Origin of the sequence: Microcoleus sp. Pol1C5, from assembly GCF_036701115.1 — a bacterium.
GTDB lineage: Bacteria > Cyanobacteriota > Cyanobacteriia > Cyanobacteriales > Microcoleaceae > Microcoleus.
In genome coordinates this window covers 41,059-61,627 of sequence record NZ_JAUBQE010000018.1, presented here as the reverse complement: position 1 = coordinate 61,627, position 20,569 = coordinate 41,059, and the positions used below count along the sequence as shown (strand labels likewise).

The window sequence follows — 20,569 nt, the reverse complement described above, 5'->3', positions numbered from 1 at the left end:
TCCCGATGCTCCAAGGGGCGGGTTTTACAGAGAATTTTTGAGGAAAACTCACAATTTATATAAACCCGCCGGCCACAATCATGGGTTTGGGGGGCGGGTTTATTTATCTCTTTAATTACTGTCTTTAGTAGTAGAGGACGATCGGCAAAAAGAGCGATTCCCCGCCTCAAGAAAACCTTTATTTATAGAGGTAGAACGTAGAGGAATATGTTATGCCAACTCAACAACAAACGAATCCGGCTCAACATCAAGAACAGCAACCCGGTATTGAATCGCAAATGACCCCGCAGCCCCAATCCTTCGCGGAGGGATATCGCGGTAGCGACAAATTGCGGGACAAAGTAGCCTTAATTACTGGCGGAGACAGCGGTATCGGGCGTGCCGTGGCGATCGCCTTTGCCAAGGAAGGCGCTAACGTAGTCATCAGCTATCTCAACGAAGATGATGATGCCAAAAAAACCAAAGAGGCGATCGAACAACAAGGCCGGCGCTGTATTGCGATCGCCGGCGACATCGGCGATGAAAGCGTGTGTCAAAACCTTGTAGAACAAACAGTTAAAGAATTTGGCCATCTCGACATCTTAGTCAACAACGCCGCCGAACAACATCCCCAAGAAAGCATCGAAAACATCACCGCCGAACAATTAGAGCGCACCTTCCGCACCAACATTTTCTCCATGTTTTATCTTACAAAAGCCGCTCTCAAACACCTCAAAGAGGGAAGTGCAATTATCAACACTACCTCTGTCACCGCCTACAAAGGCAATCAACAATTACTAGATTACTCCTCCACAAAAGGAGCAATTGTTGCCTTTACCCGTTCTTTGTCTCAAAGTTTAGCTGAAAAAGGAATTCGCGTCAACGGAGTCGCCCCCGGCCCGATTTGGACTCCTCTAATTCCTGCAACTTTCCCTGAAGAAAAAGTGGAGAAATTTGGTGCAGACACTGCCTTGGGACGCGCCGGTCAACCTGATGAAGTTGCCCCCAGTTACGTGTTTTTAGCTTCAAAAGATTCGTCTTACATGACTGGTCAAATTTTGCATCCCAACGGCGGATCTGTGGTTAACGGATAGATTTGGCACGAGTTGAGATATAAATAACTGCATTTTGTGTGGGCGACTTTCACCTACAATCTCTGCATATAACTCACAATCTAAATAAACCCGCCCCCACAACCACGTTACCTAGGGCGGGTTTATTCATTTTTTTAGTATTCAATCTGCTAGCATCATCGGGGGTAAAATCCAGTCAACAGCGATGCCCATTCCGCTTCGCCGAAGGGTCAAGAATCACGGACGGTGCAACCGAAATTGATACAATTAATCTGCGTTAATCTGTGTTAATATGCCCTCATCTGCAGCAAAAAAAAATAATTGCTGAACCGCAAATGACCAGGGATAAACGCTGATTTACGCACATGAATAGAATAGATAGATGAATAATTCCGATGCAGCCACCCTAAATCATTTGTGAATTTCTTACTCCCTCGCCTTGGCAAAGGGAGGGATAGGGTGGGTTACAAACATTACGACTCCTGCAAGGATTGCTATAACAGATTTGATATTAGTTTTTGAACATTTGTGACGTTTACACAAAATAGTAATCCCGCTACGTGGGTAGCGGGATTGATAGGTTGCAGTTTAGCTAGTTTGGAGCTCAGCTAGAGCTACAATTAGCTCCCTGCTGAATTAGCTCAGGTTAGCCATTTCTTGCTGGATGGTGCTTTTGGCTGCTTTGAATTGAGTAGCCATTTGTTCCATTTGTGCTTCGCTCAAGTTGCGGCGAATTTGAGGGAACATATCGTTTTCTTCTTGTCGAACGTGATCCTGAACCGCTTTTTGGAGCTCTTTGATTTGGTCTTTGAAATTAGAAGAAGTGGGGTTGAGAGCCTTAATTTGGGCAAGCATCTGCTTCATTTCTGCTTGCTCGTCGAACAGTTCTTGAGTATTGCCGTAGTAGCTGCGGACTGCGGGATAAACAACTTGTTCTTCTGCTTCGGCGTGAACGCTGAGGTCTTTGTAAAGTTGACCGAAGAATTCTTGCAGTTTTTGAGGATCGTCGGTGCTTGCGATTTCCATAAACAGGGTATCGGTTTTGCGGTGATCCATTGAGATGATTTCGGTGATGTTCATCTCATCTTTGCTGCGGGTAACTGCACCGCCGATGATCCCGGTCATTGCTGCCATTGCATCTTGCACCCGTGCCCAAACGCCTTGGTCGGGGTCTTTGCCGGTCAGTTCGCGCACGCCCAAGATTTCCATAACTCCCTTGAGTTGCTCTTGGTGAGCGCGGTTTTCAAAGTTAACTGTGTTGAGGGGAGTAATTGCGGCTTCGATGTCGGCGCCGACTACTTGAGCGGCTTTGTGTACTAACAGACCTGCCATTGTTTGTTTGTGTTTGAGCAGTTCATGTTGGGTGACTTTTTCAAACAATGTTAGTTCAGAACCTTCCATGAGTTTCTGAACTTCTTCAATCATTTTTGCGCTGGTTTCTTTGGGTTCGGCTTGAATGCCGTATTGCACGATCGTAGTTTCTAATACACCCAAGTTTTTACGATCGTCTTCAAGCATATCCCGGAAGCGATCGGCCAGTTCGGAGTCGTTGCACGAATTGATGAACAATTGCTCGTTGGCGATCAACAGGTTTTGCAGCGCTTTCATGTCTGCTAATTTAGTTGCGATCGCTTGGCGCTTGGTATCTTCTAGGGTAGCTACCATCTGTCGTTTCTCCTCTCAATGTCTTTAGTGTTCTTACATCTCTTAATTTATTGATATATTCTGATAACATCCTCTTTCTCCCGACTGATTCATTAATATCCCGCGCAACCTATTGACTTTTGAGCAAAAAAATAGTAAGTATTTGAGACTGCTTGAAAAAAATCAAAAAGCAAAAAATAACTGATGAGTAAGGATGAATGGCAGATGAGTAATGATTTCTGTATCAATTAATCCCGATCGCATAGCTGTAAAGCGCTACCATAGTTGCAGCCGAAGTTAACTAAAGTTTAAGAATAACTAGCTTGTCTCAACTGCTCACTGCTTTAGAGTTCCCAGCCAATGTCTGGAAGCTGAATAATGGGTTAACGGTCATTCACCAGCGGATTTCGGCCACACCGGTGGTCGCGCTAGACGTGTGGGTGAGGGCTGGCGCTACGCTGGAGCCGGATTCTTGGTCGGGAATGGCTCATTTTCTAGAACACATGATATTTAAAGGGACGGATTCGATCGCCCCTGGAGAATTTGACCAGGTAATCGAAAATCGCGGCGGTGTCGCCAACGCAGCTACAAGTCACGACTACGCCCATTTTTTCGTCAACGCTGCGGCCGATTATTTAGCAGAAACAGCGCAGCCACTGGCAGAATTGCTGCTGCGCGCTTCGATTCCGGATCGGGAATTCGATCGCGAGCGAGATGTGGTGCTAGAAGAAATCCGCCAAGCTCAAGACAATCCCGATTGGCTGGGTTTCCAAGCCATGATGGAAACAGTTTACCAGCGACATCCCTACAGGCGATCGGTACTCGGCACGGAAGAACTGCTGATGTCCCGAACTCCCTACGAAATGCGCTGTTTCCACCGGTCGCACTATCAGCCGGAAAATATGACTGTGGTGATAGTCGGGGGAATTGATGAACAACAGGCCAGAGATATTACGGGGAAAGCATTCGAGCAGTTTTCGGATCGGTGGGATTGTCCCAAATTAACGGCAGAGGCGGAACCCCCACTGATAGAAATTCGCCGTCAGGAACTCTGTCTCCCCCGATTGGAACAAGCGCGCCTGATGATGGCTTGGACGGGCCCGGGAGTTGAACACTTGCAAAGTGCTTGCGGTTTGGATTTGCTGTCGGTGTTGCTTGCAGACGGGCGGACTTCGCGTTTAGTCAGGGAATTGCGGGAAGAATTACAATTGGTAGAGGCGATCGACAGCACTTTCTCGCTGCAACGGGAATCGAGTTTATTTACTATCAGTGCAGTCTTGGACGCGAAAGATATTGAACAGGTGGAATCTCGGATTTGCGATCGACTTTGGGAATTGCAGTCTGAGCCAGTTTCCGAGGTAGAATTGCTCCGCTGTAAGCGTTTGCTGTGCAACGATTTTGCTTTCTCGCTCGAAACGCCGGGACAGCTAGCCGGTCTTTACGGATATTACAATACGATCGCCACTGCGGAATTAGCGCTCAGCTATCCCACCAGGATTAAAGCATTTGGGCCCTTAGACCTCCAGCGCCTAGCTCAACAATATCTCTCTCCCCGACGCTATACAGCCGTGGTACTCAAACCAATCTAATTGGTAAACGGGTGAAAATACATATATTTATTGATACCGGAGAGATGTTCGGCATTTGTCCGGGACTCTTTGTGCTTGTGGCGCACCCTACGGGATAGATGTTGTTACATTTAGATGTTGTGGGTCAGGCCCTGTCCGGTATGACATCATACAATATCCGCATGGAAAATAGAAAAATGGCAATCAAGTAATTACCAATTACCAATTACCAATTACCAATTACCCATTTTCAATTACCAATACTTCAGCTACTCTCAGTACAAGTTCCCAACTAAATTAACCATGAAAAATGAAATCCAGCGCACGGTTTTAGACAACGGTATTGTTGTCTTAGCAGCAGAAAATCCAGCAGCAGATATTATTGCAGCTAGGATATTCCTGCGGGCAGGCAGTCGCTACGTGCAGCCGGAACAAGCAGGATTGTGTCACTTGCTGTCGGCGGTAATGACTAAGGGAACCGATCGGCTGTCTTCGCTGGAAATTGCCGAGCGTGTAGAATCGGTGGGAGCGAGGTTGAGTGCCGACTCTACTACAGACTATTTTTTAGTGAGTTTGAAGACGGTTTCTGCGGATTTTGAGGAGATTTTGGAGTTGGCGGCGCAATTGACGCGATCGCCCAATTTCCCCGAAGCTGAAGTCGAACTCGAACGCCGCATTGCCATATCGGCAATTCGATCGCAACAAGAACAGCCATTTGCGATCGCCTTCGAGCAATTGCGGCACGCGATGTACCAGGAACACCCCTATGCTTTCTCTCCCTTGGGCACGGAAGCTACTATGTCAAAGCTCACCAGAAACGAGCTCGAAGAGTTCCACAAAACCTATTTCCGTCCCGATAATGTAGTTATTTCTGTCGCCGGCAGAATATCGACCGAAGATGCGATCGCCCTGATCGATCAAACTTTTGGGGACTGGAAAGCGCCTTTAACACCCTTACCAACTTTAAACGTCCCCCCTCTCTACCCCTCCCCTGAATCTGTCATTACGGCGCAAGATACGCAGCAATCAGTGATTATGCTGGGCTACCTCGCACCCTCTGTCAAAAATCCAGACTATGCAGCGATTAAGTTGCTGAATACTTATTTGGGTAACGGTTTGTCGAGCCGATTGTTTGTGGAATTGCGGGAAAAGCGGGGCTTGGCTTACGACGTTTCTGCAGTCTACGCGACGCGCTTGGACACGGCTCAGTTTGTCGTGTACATGGGTACGGCGCCGGAAAATACGGCGACTGCTTTTGAAGGATTGCGCGCAGAAGTCGATCGACTCGCCAACACCGAACTAAGCGAGGAAGAATTGCAAGCTTGCAAGAATAAAATGCTCGGTCAATATGCTTTAGGAAAACAAACTAATTCGCAAATTGCCCAAGTTTTAGGCTGGTACGAAATTTTGGGATTGGGAATTAAATTTGACCAGCAGTTTCAAGAAGAAATTGCACAGGTGACAGCTTCACAAGCGCGGGATGCTGCTAAGAAATATTTTGTAGAACCGTATATTTCTTTGGTGGGCCCGGAGGCAGCGATTACAGAGTTGGGTGTAGTGGCTGTTTGTTGAGTATGAAATTGGCGATCGAACTTTTCAAAAGTTCGATCTGTTCGATCTGATTATACGCGATCGCCCGGACACGATATAAGCTCCAGCAGAATATGTCAATATCCCACCGATGGTTGAATATTCACTAACATCATTAGGTGAAATTTTCCTTGAGCCGATCGCAACGCTTTACCAGTGGGGTGAGATACATCTTGCTGACTTAGCAGCGATTGCTACTAATCGAGAAAATGCACTATCAGCGATCGAACAAATCAAATCAGCGGCCCTAGATGTCTTTAACTCAGCAGCCCGGGTTTCGTCTGTCTGCTGGATTTGATTTGTTCTGCCGCGCCCGTTCATTCACTTGGCACCACTTCGCGTGACGCTAGGAAACCAAGGACAATTGCCACCAAAATCAATGCTGGAACATCGCCGAGGAGGTGTCCGCGTTCTGCAGAATCAATCACTGCGTGTACCGCCATGATCAGCCCGTGGACAACACTCGACCAGACGGTGAACCAGATTAAGCTGAGATGTGTTTCTGGTTTTCGAGAAGCCCACAGCAAAAAGACACCAAGCGTCGCATAAATGCCGACGATCATCTGTTCGTATTCGTATTGGCCTGGTTGCCATGACCAGCCAGATGACCAAACCTTCATCAGTGGATAGACAAGCAGAAAGGCAATTCCGACAACAACAAGGGCGATTCGCAAGTATCGATGATGCTGATCCATTGCTCTAACCTCCTATTATTTTCCAGTATAGTCTCTACCAACTAGATTCGTATTTGCGCAGTAAATATCTTGAGCTCGATCAAAATCATACCTCCGACGATTGTGGTGCAGTCCTAAACGCTTCTGAATCAACCAGAAAGAAGGTGCTTATAAAGATCGGCTTCCCGCCACACCCCCATAGAGGACTTGTCGCATAACGGTTGATTTGAGCGACAAACGCTCCATCCTAACTAAAAATATCATAATTGAACGTTTTCTGTTCCCGATCGGTCTAAATTGAACAGACGCCCGATATGTCTAATTTATATGTACTTAGTAAAGCACTTTCAGATAAAAAAAGAGCTGACTCCGTGGGTTAGCGGACTCCTCGCCGCTTCCCTGCTGGCAGGAGTAGGCTACACAGCTTACAGCCAACTCACAGTCAAATCCAGCCGCGAAACCAGACGCAAGGAAAAAACCGTTGCTGTCGAAAGGGTCAACCTGCCGATTACAATTTCGGCAAACGGCACAATTGTGCCCGAACGTTCCGTTAACGTCAGCCCCAAAACTTCAGGAATGCTCAAAAGTTTGCTTGTCAAGGAAGGAGATAAGGTTGAACAAGGGCAGATTCTCGCCTACATGGACGACTCCAACCTCCAAGGACAACTTACCCAAACTCGCGGACAACTCGCAGCCGCCGAAGCAAACCTGCAAAAATTGCTCAACGGCAATCGAACCCAAGACATTGCTGTGGCTAAGGCAGTGTTAGCAGAACAACAGGCAAGTCTAGAAAAATTGCTCAACGGCAATCGAACCCAAGACATTGCTGTAGCTGAGGCAGCGTTAGCTGAACAACAGGCAACGTTGCAAAAATTGCTCAACGGCAATCGAACCCAAGATATTGCCGTAGCCGAGGCACAACTAGCTGAACAACAGGCAAATTTACAAAAATTGCTCAAGGGCAATCGCCCTGAAGACATCGCCCAAGCGATCGCCAAACTTAGAGATGCCGAATACGCCAAAAACCAAGCTGAGGAAGACTTTCAGAGAAATCAGGAACTCTATAATGCTGGAGCCATTGCTTTGCAAGTTGTCAACAACTCCCGCACCGCGCGGGATCGAGCTCAAACGCAAGTCAGGCAAGCCGAACAAGCTGTAGCTTTGCTGCAAGCGGGTACTCGCCCTGAAGAAATCGCTTCGGCGCGGGCTGCTGTGGAGCAAAAACGGCAAGCTTTGACCCTGGCGCGATCGGGCGCACGCCCCGAAGACATCGCTGCAGGACGGGCCGCTGTCGAGCAAAAACGGCAAGCTTTGGCCTTGGCGCGATCGGGCGCACGCCCGGAAGACATCGCTGCGGGGCAGGCCGCAGTGGAGCAAAAACAGCAAGCTTTGGCGCTGCTAGAATCTGGTTCCCGCCCCGAAGACATCGCCCAAGCCCGCGCCCAAGTTCTCGCTGCTAGAGGCAGCCTGCAAAGCGTTCAAGCGCAGATTAACGACACTGTGCTGCGGGCTCCTTTCACCGGCACTGTTACTCGCAAGTACGCCGATCCGGGCGCTTTTGTGACTCCCACTACGGCAGGTAGTGCGGTTTCTTCGGCGACTTCTTCTTCGATTTTGTCCTTAGCTTCAAAAAATCAATTAGTAGCAAACGTAGCAGAAACTAATATTTCTCAGATTCGGATCGGCCAGGCTGCGTCTATTCAAGCCGATGCTTTTGCGGGAAAGACTTTTGCAGGTAAAATCACTCAAATTTCGCCTCAGTCGATCGTCCTGCAAAATGTGACAAGTTTTGAGGTCAAAGCGGCAATTATTAATGATGATCAAGAAATGCTGCGATCGGGTATGAATGTGAATGTTGAGTTTAAGGCTGGTGAACTCAAAAATGTTTTGGTAGTTCCGACTGCGGCAATTGTCCGCCAACAAAGGGAAACGGGGGTTTTTGTTCCCGGTGGAGAAGATGGCAAACCTGCTTTTATGCCGATTAAGACTGGTATGACGGTGGATGACAAGACGGAAGTGCGATCGGGTTTGAAAGGAAATGAAAAAGTGCTGCTTACTTTCCCCCCCGGATCGCGGCCTAGATCCCAAAATCCATCTTCGGGCGGGATTCCGGGTTTGCAACCGGGTGGCGGAACGCGCTTGCGTTAGTAGTCATTAGTCATTAGTCATTAGTTAGTGGTTGACAATTACGGATTACCAATTGTCAATTACTAATTTCTAATTATTACTTACCAATTATCACTTACCAACAGCACTACACAGATAGCTGTTTTTTTCCTCTTGCTTCTTCTTTCTTCGGTGTTGCTTATTCCTTCTTTTTTCAATTTCCGACTTACCCATTACCAATTACCGATTACCAATGAAATTACAGACTCGCCCCCGTACCAAAAAAATCTCTAACGTTCAAATCGCTTTCATGGCGACAGAGGCGCTGTGGAATAACAAATTGCGTACCAGTTTAACTATGCTGGGCGTAATTATTGGGATATCTTCGGTAATTGCTATTACTTCGGTGGGACAGGGAGTACAAAAATCAACTGAAGAACAGTTAAAGGCTTTGGGCACAAATGTGCTGTTGGTGTTATCCGGCGCTGCGCGATCGGGCGGTGTCAGTCAGGGAAGCGGTTCTGCTACTACCCTTACTTGGGATGACGCAAAGGCGATCGGCAAACAAGCTCCTGCTGTTAAGGCAATTTCGGCTTATTTGCAGCGGCAAGTGCAAGTCGTTTATGGCGGACAAAATTCATTTACTGCTATTTTGGGAACGGATTTAAATTATCCCGATGTCAAGAACATTCAACCTCAACAAGGACGGTTTTTTAACGAGGATGAATTGAATGCTGCTGAGCCAGTAGTTGTCCTCGGTTCTAAGGTGCGGGACGAACTTTTTGGAGCCGGAGCTAATCCGCTATCCTCCGATATTCGCATTCAGGGAAACCGCTACAAGGTCATTGGAGTGATGGAAAGCAAGGGGTCTGTAGGGGGAACCGATCAGGACGATCGAGTGTATATTCCCCTCAAAAATATGTCTTCGCGGATTGTGGGGAGAAATTCTTTAGCGGGGATTGCGATCTCTGGTTTTTGGTTGGAAACTGCCGGCGAAGCTGATTTAGCGGATGCTCAATTTCAAGTAGAAAATATCATGCGCTTGCGCCACAATATTTATCCGCCACAACCGGATGATTTTCGAGTTGTCAATCAAGCGGAGATCGTTAATACTTTCAGCAATGTGATAGGTTTATTTACGGTTATGGTGGGAGCGATCGCCGGAATTTCTTTGGTGGTTGGCGGCATCGGTATTGCTAATATTATGTTGGTGTCTGTTGTGGAACGCACTAAGGAAATCGGAATTCGTAAAGCCGTAGGCGCTACTAATGCAGCAATTCTGATTCAATTTATGGCGGAATCTATTTTAGTTTCCACGGTGGGGGGAACGGCGGGTATTGGGTTGGGAGTTGCGATCGCATTTGGGGCTTCGACAGCGTTCAAATTTCCGTTTGTGGTTTCTGTATGGTCGATCGCAGCCGGTTTTGGGCTGTCTTTTACCGTCGGGTTGTTAGCTGGAGTATTGCCGGCTCGGAATGCGGCTCGCTTAGATCCGATCGCAGCCTTGCGGAATGATTGAACTTAGTGACGATCGCCCCAGTTAAATTGAACAGTCCTGCACGCAAGTGTGACAATTATAGTCCTGGGCTTACGTGTGGTCTGAAACCGGGTTTGATGCACGATCAGACTTGGTTGTCGGCTACAGATGCGCTAATTCGCTAACGCGACTTAGAGAAAAATTACATCAAAAATGGCTGCAAACTAACACAGGTAAATGGTTTGAGCTTGAATTGAGTTCAGTCTAGAACTGACAAGGATTTCAGCTATGACGGGGCATCAAAATCTTTCCCTTACCTAGACAGCTTTTCAGGTCTTTAAGGGGCTAGAAAATGTCTAAATCCCATTAGAAATAATATATAGCCTTTCTCATAAAGATGAGGTACAATAACGGCAGTGAGTAAACCAATTCCAAATATTTTCGCTCTGTAACTGCATTAAATGGAAACCAACAGTGCTTTTGCTAAATCTTGATAATTACTCGTCTTGATAGAACGCAGAATATTTTTAAGTTTTCACCATAAATTTTAAATTGGGGAGAAGTCCGGCGAGTAGGGCGATAAGTATATTAACTTTGCCCCTTTTTAAGATGGCTTTTTCTAATTATTCTCCGGTATGAATAGTACACTTATCCATCACTAAACAACCCGCTTTCCCTAATTTTTGTACGAGTTCTAGGATGATAAAAGCCTCAAATGTAATTGCATCTGTTGAACGTATTAAACTGGACTTCCCCCTGCAAATATACTTACATAGGCTCAAAAGCCTATCATTGCAAAAGTTTCCATTGTTGAGTAAAATTTCTTTAGCCATGTAGGTTATTCACGCCTGCAAGCTTACGCCAATTATATTGAATCTATTGCGTTCTGCGCGATCGCCAAAACGGGTATTGCTTTAACTTGGGTATAGTTTTTTCACTCAACAATTGAAACCTATAATTGGTAAATGTTTTAGATATTTTATTACATTTGTACGGGGGAAGTCCAGGTTAGGCATTTTGGAGCAATTGTTGTAACTGTTCATATTCTACACCAATTAATCGCTGTATTTCTTTATGATTCTTTTTAATATAATTCAAAATGTCGCTCATTTTTCTGTGTAAAAAAAACGTCTCTTATGTTCTTTTACCACAGCATATTACTATTTTGGAGATGTCTTATATAGCAGATATATTTTGATTTACAGCTTTGCAGTAGCCCAGAAGCGCTACTGCAAACCCCAAACTACAAAACCCCTTTAGAACTCGGAATCCGACTGGCGCGCCGCGGATCGATTTCTACCGCCATCCGCAGAGCTCGCGCAAATGCCTTAAATGCCGCTTCTACAATGTGATGAGAATTTCCGCCCTGCAACTGCCGAATGTGCAGTGTCATTTGAGTGTGGTTCACCACCGCCGAAAAAAACTCTCTCACTAATTCAGTATCGTAAGTGCCGATCCGCTGGTTGGGAATTTCCAAGCTGTAACTTAAGTGAGGCCGTCCCGAAAAATCTAGCACTACTTCAATTAAAGCTTCGTCCAAAGGTGCGATGAAATGTCCGAAGCGAGAAATGCCCGATCGATCCCCGACAGCTTTTGCTAGCGCTTGGCCCAACGTAATTCCTACATCTTCGTTCGTGTGGTGGTCATCAATCTCCAAATCACCGATCGCCTGCACGTCCAAATCGATCAATCCGTGAGAAGCAATCTGGTGCAACATATGGTCTAAAAACGGAATCCCCGTAGACGCCTTGCAAGTTCCTACACCGTCGAGATTGAGGCTAGCAGTCACATCCGTTTCCAGTGTCGTGCGTTTCACCAAGGCGGCCCTAGCTGGTTGAACTGAAGTTGCAGGAGGTACAGAAGGGCGATCGATTATTTCCATAATTTGCAATGGGTCATTCATTAGAATTAATTAGTAATTTGGGATTAACACTTTTGTAGCGGACAACGGACAGTTATTGACAGTTGACTGTTTGCAAATCTTGTTGTCAACAGTTAACTGTCTAAAAACTTCGCTGTCAACTGTCAACTGTCAACTGTTTACAAGCTATTACATTCCCATGATTTCGTAACCAGCATCGACATACAAAACTTGACCCGTAATCCCGCTAGCGAGATTGCTGCACAGAAAAGCCGCAGCATTTCCTACTTCCTGCTGAGTCACCGTCCGCCGCAGTGGCGCCACTTCCTCAACGTGGTGGATCATGTCCAGAATACCGCCAACTGCTGACGAAGCCAGAGTCCGAATTGGACCCGAAGAAATCGCATTTACCCGAATATTTAACGGGCCCAGTTCTGCTGCCAGATAGCGAACATTCATTTCCAAAGCTGCTTTAGCAATTCCCATCACATTATAATTAGGAACTACCCGGACACCGCCCAAATAAGTCAGCGTCACAATACTGCCACCCTCGGCCATCAGCGGTTTAGCTGCTGCACAAAGCCGTACCAGCGAGTAAGCGCTAATATCCAAAGCATTGGAGAAACCTTGGCGCGAAGTGTTGGTGAAATCTCCCGACAACTCGTCCTTGCCGGCAAAAGCCAGACAGTGGATCAGGACATCTAACTTGCCCCATTTTTCGGCGATGGTTTGAAAAGTAGACTCAATTTCGCTCTCGTCTTGGACATTGCAGGGCAAATACAGACTGGGATTGAGCGGTTCCACCAGTTCAGCGACTTTGCGCTCGTGCTTGCCTTTCTCGTCCTTCAAAAAAGTTATGCCGAGGTTGGCCCCAGCTTTGTGGAGCTGCTGAGCGATACCCCACGCGATCGAGCGATTGTTGGCAATGCCCGTAACAAGAGCATTTTTTCCGGTCAAATCTATCATCTGTATTTCTTCTAGAAGCAACTAGCACCGTTCTCATTGGCTCTCTGCGACAACCCCGCCAGTTTAGACACAACTGATTCAGCTTTAACTGATTCAGACACAATTGAGACACAATTGAGACACAATTGATATTAATTTTGCTGTGGAGCTACATGGGGGCGGAATTGAAAAAGTTAAGAGAAGGGCTAGATTTAATCATACAGTGCGTGTTTACCTTAACATTAGATGGAAGTAACCGAATCCTTGGATATTGGAGGTTGGGCTGTATATTTACTCAATAAAGGTTAATCGGCAAGTTATAAAGTATTGATTAGTACAAAGGATCTAGTCGTGACGCATGATAGACCGCTAGCAGCCGTGTTCCGCCAAATCAGCGGCGGGGCGTTTCCACCCATTGTGGAAACCTTTGAACGGGGCAAGACAATTTTTTTCCCTGGAGACCCGGCTGAGCGCGTCTACGTTCTCATTAGAGGTGCTGTGAAGCTCTCCAGGGTGTACGAAGCAGGGGAAGAAATTACAGTCGCCCTCCTGCGCGAAAACAGCGTATTTGGGGTGCTGTCTCTGATTACGGGACACCGATCGGACAGGTTTTACCACGCGGTAGCCTTTACGCCGGTCGAATTGATCTCGCTGCCGATCGAACAAGTCGAGAAAGCGCTCAAGGAAGACCCGGAACTGTCGATGGTGATGCTGCGGGGACTGTCGTCTCGGATTTTGCAAACCGAGATGATGATTGAAACGCTGGCGCACCGAGATATGGGTTCGAGACTCGTCAGCTTTTTGCTGATTCTGTGCCGGGATTTTGGCGTGCCCGGTACAGAGGGGATTACGATAGATTTGAAGCTGTCCCACCAGGCGATCGCCGAAGCGATCGGCTCGACACGGGTAACTGTGACTCGTTTGCTCGGGGATCTCAGACAAGAAACCATGATCTCGATCCACAAGAAAAAGATCACAGTCCACAACCCGGTGGCCTTAAGCCAGCAATTCACTTGATGCCGAGAAAGTATGGGATTTTGGATTTTGGATTTTAGATTCAATCCAAAATCCAAAATCCAAAATCTAAAATCGGAATGACTGCTGGATACATCCTGGTATTTGTAATTTTAGTGTTGGGGGGTGTGATCGCCACTGTCAGCGATCGCCTTGGGACGAAAGTCGGCAAGGCAAGGTTGAGTTTATTCAAACTTCGCCCCCGCGATACTGCTGTTGTTGTGACAGTGATGGCTGGCAGCATCCTGTCAGCACTGACTCTGGGCATTTTGTTTGCGACTAGCAAGCCACTGCGAACGGGAGTTTTTAGAATAGACGAGATTCAAAAAAGGCTTAACAACGCCCGCAGAGAAATCAACCAGGCCACTCAAGAAAAAAATCGAGTTGAAACTGAATTAGCTCAAGCCAGAGTCGCTCAAGCGCAAGCTAGAGCGAATTTAGAGCAAATTAATCAATCCCTCCAAGCCGCTAATGCCGAGCAAGCTCGGACCCAAACAAAATTAAACTCGCTGCGGGCCCAGCTCAACAGCGTGCAAGCAGCCAAGTCTAAAACTGAACAGCAGTTAAGTCAGGTAGAAGCGGCTAAATCCGAGACAGAAGAACAGCTCAGCAGCGTGGAAGCAGCTAAATCCCGCACCGAAGAACAATTGAAACTGGTTCAAACGGCCCGATCGACTACACAAGCTCAGCTCGATCGCACCGAGAACCAATTGAAAACAGTTTCTGCTCAAAAAACGACTTTAGGAGCGGAAATCGCCCAACTGCAAGAGGAACGCCAACAGTTAATCGAGCAGGTAAAAACTCAAATTGCCCAGCGCGATCGAGAAATTGCCAAGCGAGACGCAGAAATTGCCCAGCGGGACAAGGAAATTGTCGATCGCAACGAACTAATTGCCCAGCGGGACAAGGAAATTGCCCAGCGGGTGCAAAATCTGGCCGAGCGCGATCGAACTATTGTCGAGCGCGACAAAGTAATTGCCGAGAGGGAAGCACTCTTAGAAACCTTGGCACAGCAACAAGCTCAACTCGAACAGCAACAAACTTTATTGCAGCAGCAAGTGCAAGTTTTGGAACGCGATTTTCAGGCAATCCGCGAGGGTACAGTTGCCATCAGGCGCGGTCAAATTTTAGCTGCTGGCGTCGTTCGCATTATTGAACCCGGTATGGCGAGTCGCGCGATCGATCGGCTTTTGCAAGAAGCAAATAAAACCACCGTCGGACTCATGCAGCCGGAAAATAGAAAGGTTAGGGAGCAGGTTATTCAAATTACTAAAGCAGAAATCGATCAACTCATTAGTCAAATTAAAGACGGTCAAGACTACGTGGTGCGGATTGTCGCCGGCGCTAATTACCTGCGGGAAGAAAAGGTAATTAAGGTATTTGCAGAAGCAGAAATCAATCGAGTTGTGTTCCGCGCTGGAGATGTCATTGCAGGGGTTGCTATCGATCCGGTGACTTTAACCGACGAACAGGTGCGACAGCAGTTGCTGCAATTAATAGAAGCTTGTCAATTTCGCGCTCGCCTCATCGGTGTTGTCGGCGGTAGAGTTCAAGTGGCCGACAATCAGATTGAAACTTTAGCTGGTTTTATCGAGCGATTGCAGCAGTACGACAAGCCGCTGGACGTTCAGGCGATCGCCACAGATATCACTTACATCGCCGGCCCGCTTAAAATAGATTTAGTTGCTCTTGAAAACGGAGCCGTTGTTTTCCGCACCGGACAACAAACACAAGGCCCAGGAGACTTGAAAATTAAAAAATAAACTTGGTAATTAATAATGGGTAACTGGCTATGATTTTAGGTTTCGATCCCGGTAAAGACAAATGCGGCATAGCTGTAATGGGTAGAGATAAGAAGGTCTGCTACCATCAAGTTGTGCTGTCGGAAGCAGCGATATCTACTATTCAATCTTTGTGCGAACAGTTTCCCATTGAGTTATTAGTGATGGGAGATCAAACGACTTCTAAGAGTTGGAAACAAAAACTGACGCAGAGTTTGTCGCCGGAAATCGAAATTGTTCGGGTTGACGAGAGGTTCAGCAGTTTGGAAGCCAAGGAACGCTACTGGGAAATGTACCCTCCGACGGGAATTTCTCGCTTGATTCCCCAGGGGATGCGGACTCCGCCGCGGCCGGTAGATGATATAGTGGCGATCGTCTTGATTGAGAGATATTTGAAAAAAAGTTAGTCAATTTTATCAGCTTTACCACAGATTCTGTTTCATTATTAAGGAATCAATATGTTTTTGCTGCTCTTGAATTTTTAACTTAAATAAAATACACCCTAAATTTAGTGAATTTCTCATTAAATAACAGTTAGTGTTACTTGATGACAGCTTCGGTTAATATTACCTTACCATTCTGCCGGACTTGCAGGCGTTCGGGGTTAATCGAATAGATAATATTGCCGTTCGTCGCTTCATAACTTCCGTCATCACCTGTAGTTACTTGCATTACATTGATTTGGGTGCCATTTATTTTGCTGAGGCCGCGGTAAAAAATATCGCCTTCCTGGGTTTTGCAAATGTATATAGAAAAGTTGGGCGTTGCGAAAAATTGCACCATTTCGGCCCTCGGACACCCCTCAAATTGAGCAATTTGCAGCGGTTGATTATTGCCCAAAGTGTTGGGTGCGATCGCCTGAACTTTGCCAATCGGTTGATTTAGTGCAGTTGCTTCTGCTGAGGCTGTCAAAAAGCCGTGAAGCGAAGCTATGCCGAAGGGAATCGCACTAATGCCTGCTATAACTAGACCTACTCCTTTAATGCCCTTAACTCTATCTTTATAAAACATCTTGTCACTCCTGGTTTTAACTATATAATTACATCTTAAGCGATCTTTGCTGGATATTAATAATATTTAATATCAGAGGTGAAAGGTGCAGGAACACGGTACACTGTCGGTTTAAGTAAGGTGCGAGCTGTGCACCCTACACCAGTGAAAATACATAAGTATGTCAATGCGATCGAAGGAAAGCAATCTCTTGCATTTATGACATTTTTAAGATTTTATGACTTGTTCACGCTGATCTGAGAAACCGGGTTTCTTCATATATTTCTCGTTACTAAACCTTTGATTTTCCTAGAAACCGGGTTTCTCGCCTCCCAGGCGATCGCGAACTGACTCAGTTACAGGGTAATGTTTATTTGCGGTTAGCTATTTAGTGAATAATAAAAAGGGAAACAGAAGATACATTTTTCCTCCTATTTCCCATTTTTTAAATAACCGTCGTCCTGACTGCGAACCTCGTAATTAATTAACTGCTGCCAACTGTTTGTCTTTGATTTCCACAGGCGCGGTTAATGCCTCTTCCAAATCCGCACAGCCGAGTTTTTCCTCCAAAATTGCCATCACTTCGCGGCCGAAATCATTGGAATTCCGCTGCCAAGCTTCTAAACAAATCTGTCCGAAAAACGAACCCAAAGGCTCTGGATTCCACAGCAATTTGCGCGCTGTCCAAGGCATCAAACTCATGGGATCGTAACCAGGTTGCAGAATCTCCTGTTTAAAGGCGTATTCTTCCAAAATTGTGTGCGGCTGCAACCCGATAAAGAAAATAGCGGGTTCTACTTTATCCGCTCCGAAAATCCGCTCTAATTCTCGGTGATAAGCAATAGTTTGCCGGATGGTTTCAAAGGTTTCGTCAATGACGTTAAACGAGTAATTTACGGAAACCACGTCGTTGTAACCGGCCGCTTTTAAATCGCGGCAATTCTCTAAAACTACTCGCAAGTTGTAGCCCATCCGCATTTTCCGAACCAGTTCCTGGGAACCGCTGGTGATGCCGATTTCAAAGTAATTCATCCCCGTTTTTACCATCAAATCGCACAATTCTGGTGTGAGATTGTCCGCACGGATATAAGCGGCCCAGTGTATGTCGTCCATGCCGGCGGCGATGATTTTTTGCAATAATTCAACTGCATCGTCGATGAATTTGCGTGCTGGGATAAATTGAGCGTCGGTAAACCAGAAATTGCGGATACCTCGATCGTACAATTGCCGAATCTCCGCCACCACCTCATCCGCCGGATTGATCCGCACTTGCTTGCCTTCAATCACCGTATAAATGCAGTAACAGCAATTATGAGGACAGCCGCGTTTGGTTTGGACTCCGACGTAGAAGTCCATATCCTGTAGATAATAGGAAAATTCCGGCCAAATGGTTTCGATGTAGTTATAGTCGCAAGCAGTTTTCTCGATGTTGGCTGGCTTTTCGTGAATTAGCCGATCCCGCGGCACAGTTTCTCCCACCACATAACATCTTTCCTCGGTCAAATCTTCGCCCTTAATTAACTTCTCCAGCAAAGCTTCGCCTTCTCCCACCGAAACCACAGTTCCCGTCGGCAAACTGCGTCCCAACTGCTCGTAAAACACGCTCACAGCACCGCCACCGACCACTGCACGAGCTTCGGGGCGGTATTTCCGGGCCCGCTTCAATCCGCGCTTAATCAGTCCCAAATTGCGCCAGAGTTCGGTGTAGTAAGACGCGGCTAAACGCAGTCCTCCGAGTGCTCCCCGGAACTTGATCAGCGGATTTTTGGCGTAGTAAAACTCGAAGGCATTTTGCAACGGGTTGCCGCCCCTGCCGCCCACGGGCGCATAAATTTGAATGTCCCGCCAAGAGAAAACCAGCAGAGTCGGCTTAAACTCGTCTATGCTGGCATCTAAAGCTTTAGCGAAATCCAGGGGGGGTACGGCACCTAAATCAAAAATGCGCTGTTCGACATTAGGAAACAGCTTGTGTACGTGATCCGAAAGATAGACAACTCCGATCGGGAAAATAGGATTGCAAGGGAGGCGGACGTACAGGACTCGGTTTTCTCGGTTTTCCATGATTGCCATATCCTAAAGTGGAACTTTTTCAGCTATGTTAATATTCTTTTAATATAACTTTACAATCTATCTAATTTTCGCAATTTGACATTAAATATTCTTAAATTTTTCTATTGGGTTCAAGGCCGAGCTTGTTGGTGTCGATCGGCGACAGCAGCAGAAAAAAGCTAATTTTTAAGTCAATACAGCGTATTTTGACTGAAAATCCCAGCGCAGAGTCAAAAAAACCATATTTATCCAGTTAGAGTTTAAGTTAGGTACGATCGCTCTCTAATGTGTTAGGGAGTTGGTAGTCGGCTTTACAGTAGGCTGGGATCGCCTAGTGTTAGCCTGAGAAGATAACTAAAACTTTTAGGCAAGGCTCCCTCAGCAGTTATGGCTCAAATTCTTGACCCCCTACCCTCAGACACCGACAGCAAGATTCTGTGCTGCTACGTCAACGCCACCAGTCAGATTCAGATTGCTCGCATCGCCAACATTCCTAACTGGTACTTTGAACGAGTGGTGTTTCCCGGACAGCGCTTAGTGTTTGAAGCGATGCCGGCGGCAGCATTGGAAATTCACACCGGGATGATGGCCAGTGCAATTTTGTCGGATAAAATTCCTTGCGATCGCTTGCAGATTAACGAAGGCCCCTATTCAAACGTCAATCCTAGCAGATCCCCAGAGGCAGTTCAGGGCGATCGAGCAGCAATGGCCGGCCGCGCCAAATCCCGAGAAATCTCAGAACCTTTGACTGTACCGGCACTAACCGCCGTCGATTAATCGGAGTTGTGAGTTTTGAGTTATAAATTGTCAGTGAATTGATAACTCCGCGCTCAAAATTCCAACTTCAGCAAAGTGGTAAAAACTCAACAGTTAAGAATCAAAGTTTGTGAAATGAATTTTAGATCAAAACTCCCGATAGCAAAGATTGTCCGGTTTTTTCTATTTCCCTGAGTTTTGTTGGCGGGTCGGAAAGCTGTGCAAAAATATCATTAAACAGCTTCTCGAATTTCAGCCATGTCAGTAGAACCGATCGCCTCTTCCCCATCTTCTGCCCCAGTATTTGAGCCGGCGATATTCCGGCTTTCTCCCCTGATTAGAATCACGCTGTTGAGCTTGTACACAGCCCTGACAATTCCCTTGCCCTTTTTGTCGGAAGTAACCCAAGCACCGGTTCCCCCGGCGGCACTCTGGGCGGCAATTTTTGTCGGGGCTGTGGGCCTCTACGGCGTGCTCAGTGAAAGGGTAATTTTGAGCGAGGAAGGGATTGAAGTCACATATCCCAACTGGTTTCCGCGTTGGTTTCGCAAGGGTTGGTCGCTACCTTGGACTGAGGTAAAAGCTCTCAAACCTCGATCGACCGGTCAAGGAGGTTTAGTTTACTATTTTTTGAGTCATTCGGGTGAAGGTTATTTGTTGCCAATGCGGGTGGCTGGATTTGCTAAATTAGTCGGTTTGGTGGAAGCAAAAACAGGTATTGATACTAGAGATGTCCGTCCTTTGTCGCAGCCTTGGATGTATCTTATTTTGCTCTTCTGTACGCTGCTGCTGCTGTTGGTGGATGCTTGGACAATTACAACTGCTATTAGCCTGAAAAGTTAATAATTTCAAGTAATAATTGGTAATTGGTAATCGGTCAGGAATGATGCAACCATCCTAGAAATAGGGGCAACCACGGGGGATTGCCCCTACAAAACGCGTTTATGTGGGTGCGTTAATGGCGTAACGCATACACGACTCAAAAGAGTACGGATGCTTTATTTCGCTCGGAATCCTAAACGCTAATAAAAGAGGAATTAGGCACATTGATCGTGTCTTGAA

At 46.6% G+C, this 20,569-nt stretch carries 17 protein-coding genes; 11 read left to right on the top strand and 6 right to left on the bottom strand.

Features of this window, described 5'->3' with window-relative positions:
• Positions 1 to 212: 212 nt before the first annotated feature.
• Complete coding sequence (locus QUA23_RS12235; RefSeq protein WP_333076158.1) at positions 213 to 1,073, top strand: SDR family oxidoreductase; 861 nt, start codon at positions 213 to 215, stop codon at positions 1,071 to 1,073.
• Between the two features lie 615 nt (positions 1,074 to 1,688).
• Here QUA23_RS12235 and QUA23_RS12230 read toward each other — a convergent pair.
• A complete protein-coding gene (locus tag QUA23_RS12230) occupies positions 1,689 to 2,717 on the bottom strand; it encodes a hemerythrin domain-containing protein (RefSeq protein ID WP_333076157.1) in 1,029 nt (342 codons plus the stop codon).
• A 302-nt stretch (positions 2,718 to 3,019) separates the two neighbouring features.
• On the opposite strand from QUA23_RS12230, the gene QUA23_RS12225 reads away from it, so the two are divergent.
• The 3 genes from QUA23_RS12225 (at position 3,020) to QUA23_RS12215 (ending at position 6,152) form a co-directional block, all read left to right on the top strand.
• Positions 3,020 to 4,285 (top strand): pitrilysin family protein, encoded by a 1,266-nt coding sequence (locus QUA23_RS12225; RefSeq protein ID WP_333076156.1) that lies wholly within the window; start codon positions 3,020 to 3,022, stop codon positions 4,283 to 4,285.
• 282 nt (positions 4,286 to 4,567) lie between these two features.
• Positions 4,568 to 5,836: a pitrilysin family protein gene (locus QUA23_RS12220; RefSeq protein WP_333076155.1), complete on the top strand. Its 1,269-nt coding sequence runs from the start codon at positions 4,568 to 4,570 to the stop codon at positions 5,834 to 5,836.
• Positions 5,837 to 5,936: 100 nt separating this feature from the next.
• Entirely contained in the window at positions 5,937 to 6,152 is a 216-nt protein-coding gene (locus tag QUA23_RS12215) for a hypothetical protein (protein ID WP_333076202.1), read from the top strand.
• Between the two features lie 19 nt (positions 6,153 to 6,171).
• Here QUA23_RS12215 and QUA23_RS12210 read toward each other — a convergent pair whose 3' ends face one another.
• On the bottom strand, positions 6,172 to 6,549 hold the full coding sequence (locus QUA23_RS12210) for a DUF6632 domain-containing protein (protein ID WP_333036129.1): 378 nt from the start codon (positions 6,547 to 6,549) through the stop codon (positions 6,172 to 6,174).
• Positions 6,550 to 6,855: 306 nt separating this feature from the next.
• On the opposite strand from QUA23_RS12210, the gene QUA23_RS12205 reads away from it, so the two are divergent.
• A complete protein-coding gene (locus tag QUA23_RS12205; RefSeq protein WP_333076154.1) occupies positions 6,856 to 8,676 on the top strand; it encodes an efflux RND transporter periplasmic adaptor subunit in 1,821 nt (606 codons plus the stop codon).
• 211 nt (positions 8,677 to 8,887) lie between these two features.
• The gene (locus QUA23_RS12200) at positions 8,888 to 10,153 is read left to right on the top strand and encodes an ABC transporter permease (RefSeq protein ID WP_333076153.1); all 1,266 of its coding nucleotides are present in this window, start codon (positions 8,888 to 8,890) and stop codon (positions 10,151 to 10,153) included.
• 1,201 nt (positions 10,154 to 11,354) lie between these two features.
• Here the strand turns inward: QUA23_RS12200 and hisB are convergent.
• Complete coding sequence (hisB, locus tag QUA23_RS12195; protein WP_333067416.1) at positions 11,355 to 11,993, bottom strand: imidazoleglycerol-phosphate dehydratase HisB; 639 nt, start codon at positions 11,991 to 11,993, stop codon at positions 11,355 to 11,357.
• Positions 11,994 to 12,161: 168 nt separating this feature from the next.
• On the bottom strand, positions 12,162 to 12,938 hold the full coding sequence (gene fabI, locus QUA23_RS12190) for an enoyl-ACP reductase FabI (RefSeq protein WP_333076152.1): 777 nt from the start codon (positions 12,936 to 12,938) through the stop codon (positions 12,162 to 12,164).
• Positions 12,939 to 13,268: 330 nt separating this feature from the next.
• Between fabI and ntcA the strand changes: the two genes are divergently transcribed.
• From ntcA to QUA23_RS12175, 3 genes are all read left to right on the top strand, one after another.
• Positions 13,269 to 13,934 carry a global nitrogen regulator NtcA gene (gene ntcA / locus QUA23_RS12185; protein ID WP_006634020.1) on the top strand — a complete coding sequence of 222 codons (666 nt, stop codon included), beginning with the start codon at positions 13,269 to 13,271 and terminating at the stop codon, positions 13,932 to 13,934.
• A gap of 77 nt (positions 13,935 to 14,011) precedes the next feature.
• Positions 14,012 to 15,694: a DUF3084 domain-containing protein gene (locus QUA23_RS12180; protein ID WP_333076151.1), complete on the top strand. Its 1,683-nt coding sequence runs from the start codon at positions 14,012 to 14,014 to the stop codon at positions 15,692 to 15,694.
• Positions 15,695 to 15,723: 29 nt separating this feature from the next.
• On the top strand, positions 15,724 to 16,119 hold the full coding sequence (locus QUA23_RS12175) for a pre-16S rRNA-processing nuclease YqgF (RefSeq protein WP_333076150.1): 396 nt from the start codon (positions 15,724 to 15,726) through the stop codon (positions 16,117 to 16,119).
• 133 nt (positions 16,120 to 16,252) lie between these two features.
• On the opposite strand, the gene QUA23_RS12170 is transcribed toward QUA23_RS12175, so the two are convergent.
• Both QUA23_RS12170 and QUA23_RS12165 read right to left on the bottom strand, forming a co-directional pair.
• Positions 16,253 to 16,723, bottom strand: a complete 471-nt coding sequence (locus tag QUA23_RS12170) for a hypothetical protein (protein WP_333076149.1) — start codon at positions 16,721 to 16,723, stop codon at positions 16,253 to 16,255.
• A gap of 459 nt (positions 16,724 to 17,182) precedes the next feature.
• Positions 17,183 to 18,763 (bottom strand): photosystem II high light acclimation radical SAM protein, encoded by a 1,581-nt coding sequence (locus tag QUA23_RS12165; protein WP_333076148.1) that lies wholly within the window; start codon positions 18,761 to 18,763, stop codon positions 17,183 to 17,185.
• A 375-nt stretch (positions 18,764 to 19,138) separates the two neighbouring features.
• On the opposite strand from QUA23_RS12165, the gene QUA23_RS12160 reads away from it, so the two are divergent.
• Complete coding sequence (locus tag QUA23_RS12160) at positions 19,139 to 19,528, top strand: DUF1830 domain-containing protein (RefSeq protein WP_333076147.1); 390 nt, start codon at positions 19,139 to 19,141, stop codon at positions 19,526 to 19,528.
• A gap of 237 nt (positions 19,529 to 19,765) precedes the next feature.
• Positions 19,766 to 20,350 (top strand): hypothetical protein, encoded by a 585-nt coding sequence (locus tag QUA23_RS12155; protein ID WP_333076146.1) that lies wholly within the window; start codon positions 19,766 to 19,768, stop codon positions 20,348 to 20,350.
• Positions 20,351 to 20,569: the final 219 nt, after the last annotated feature.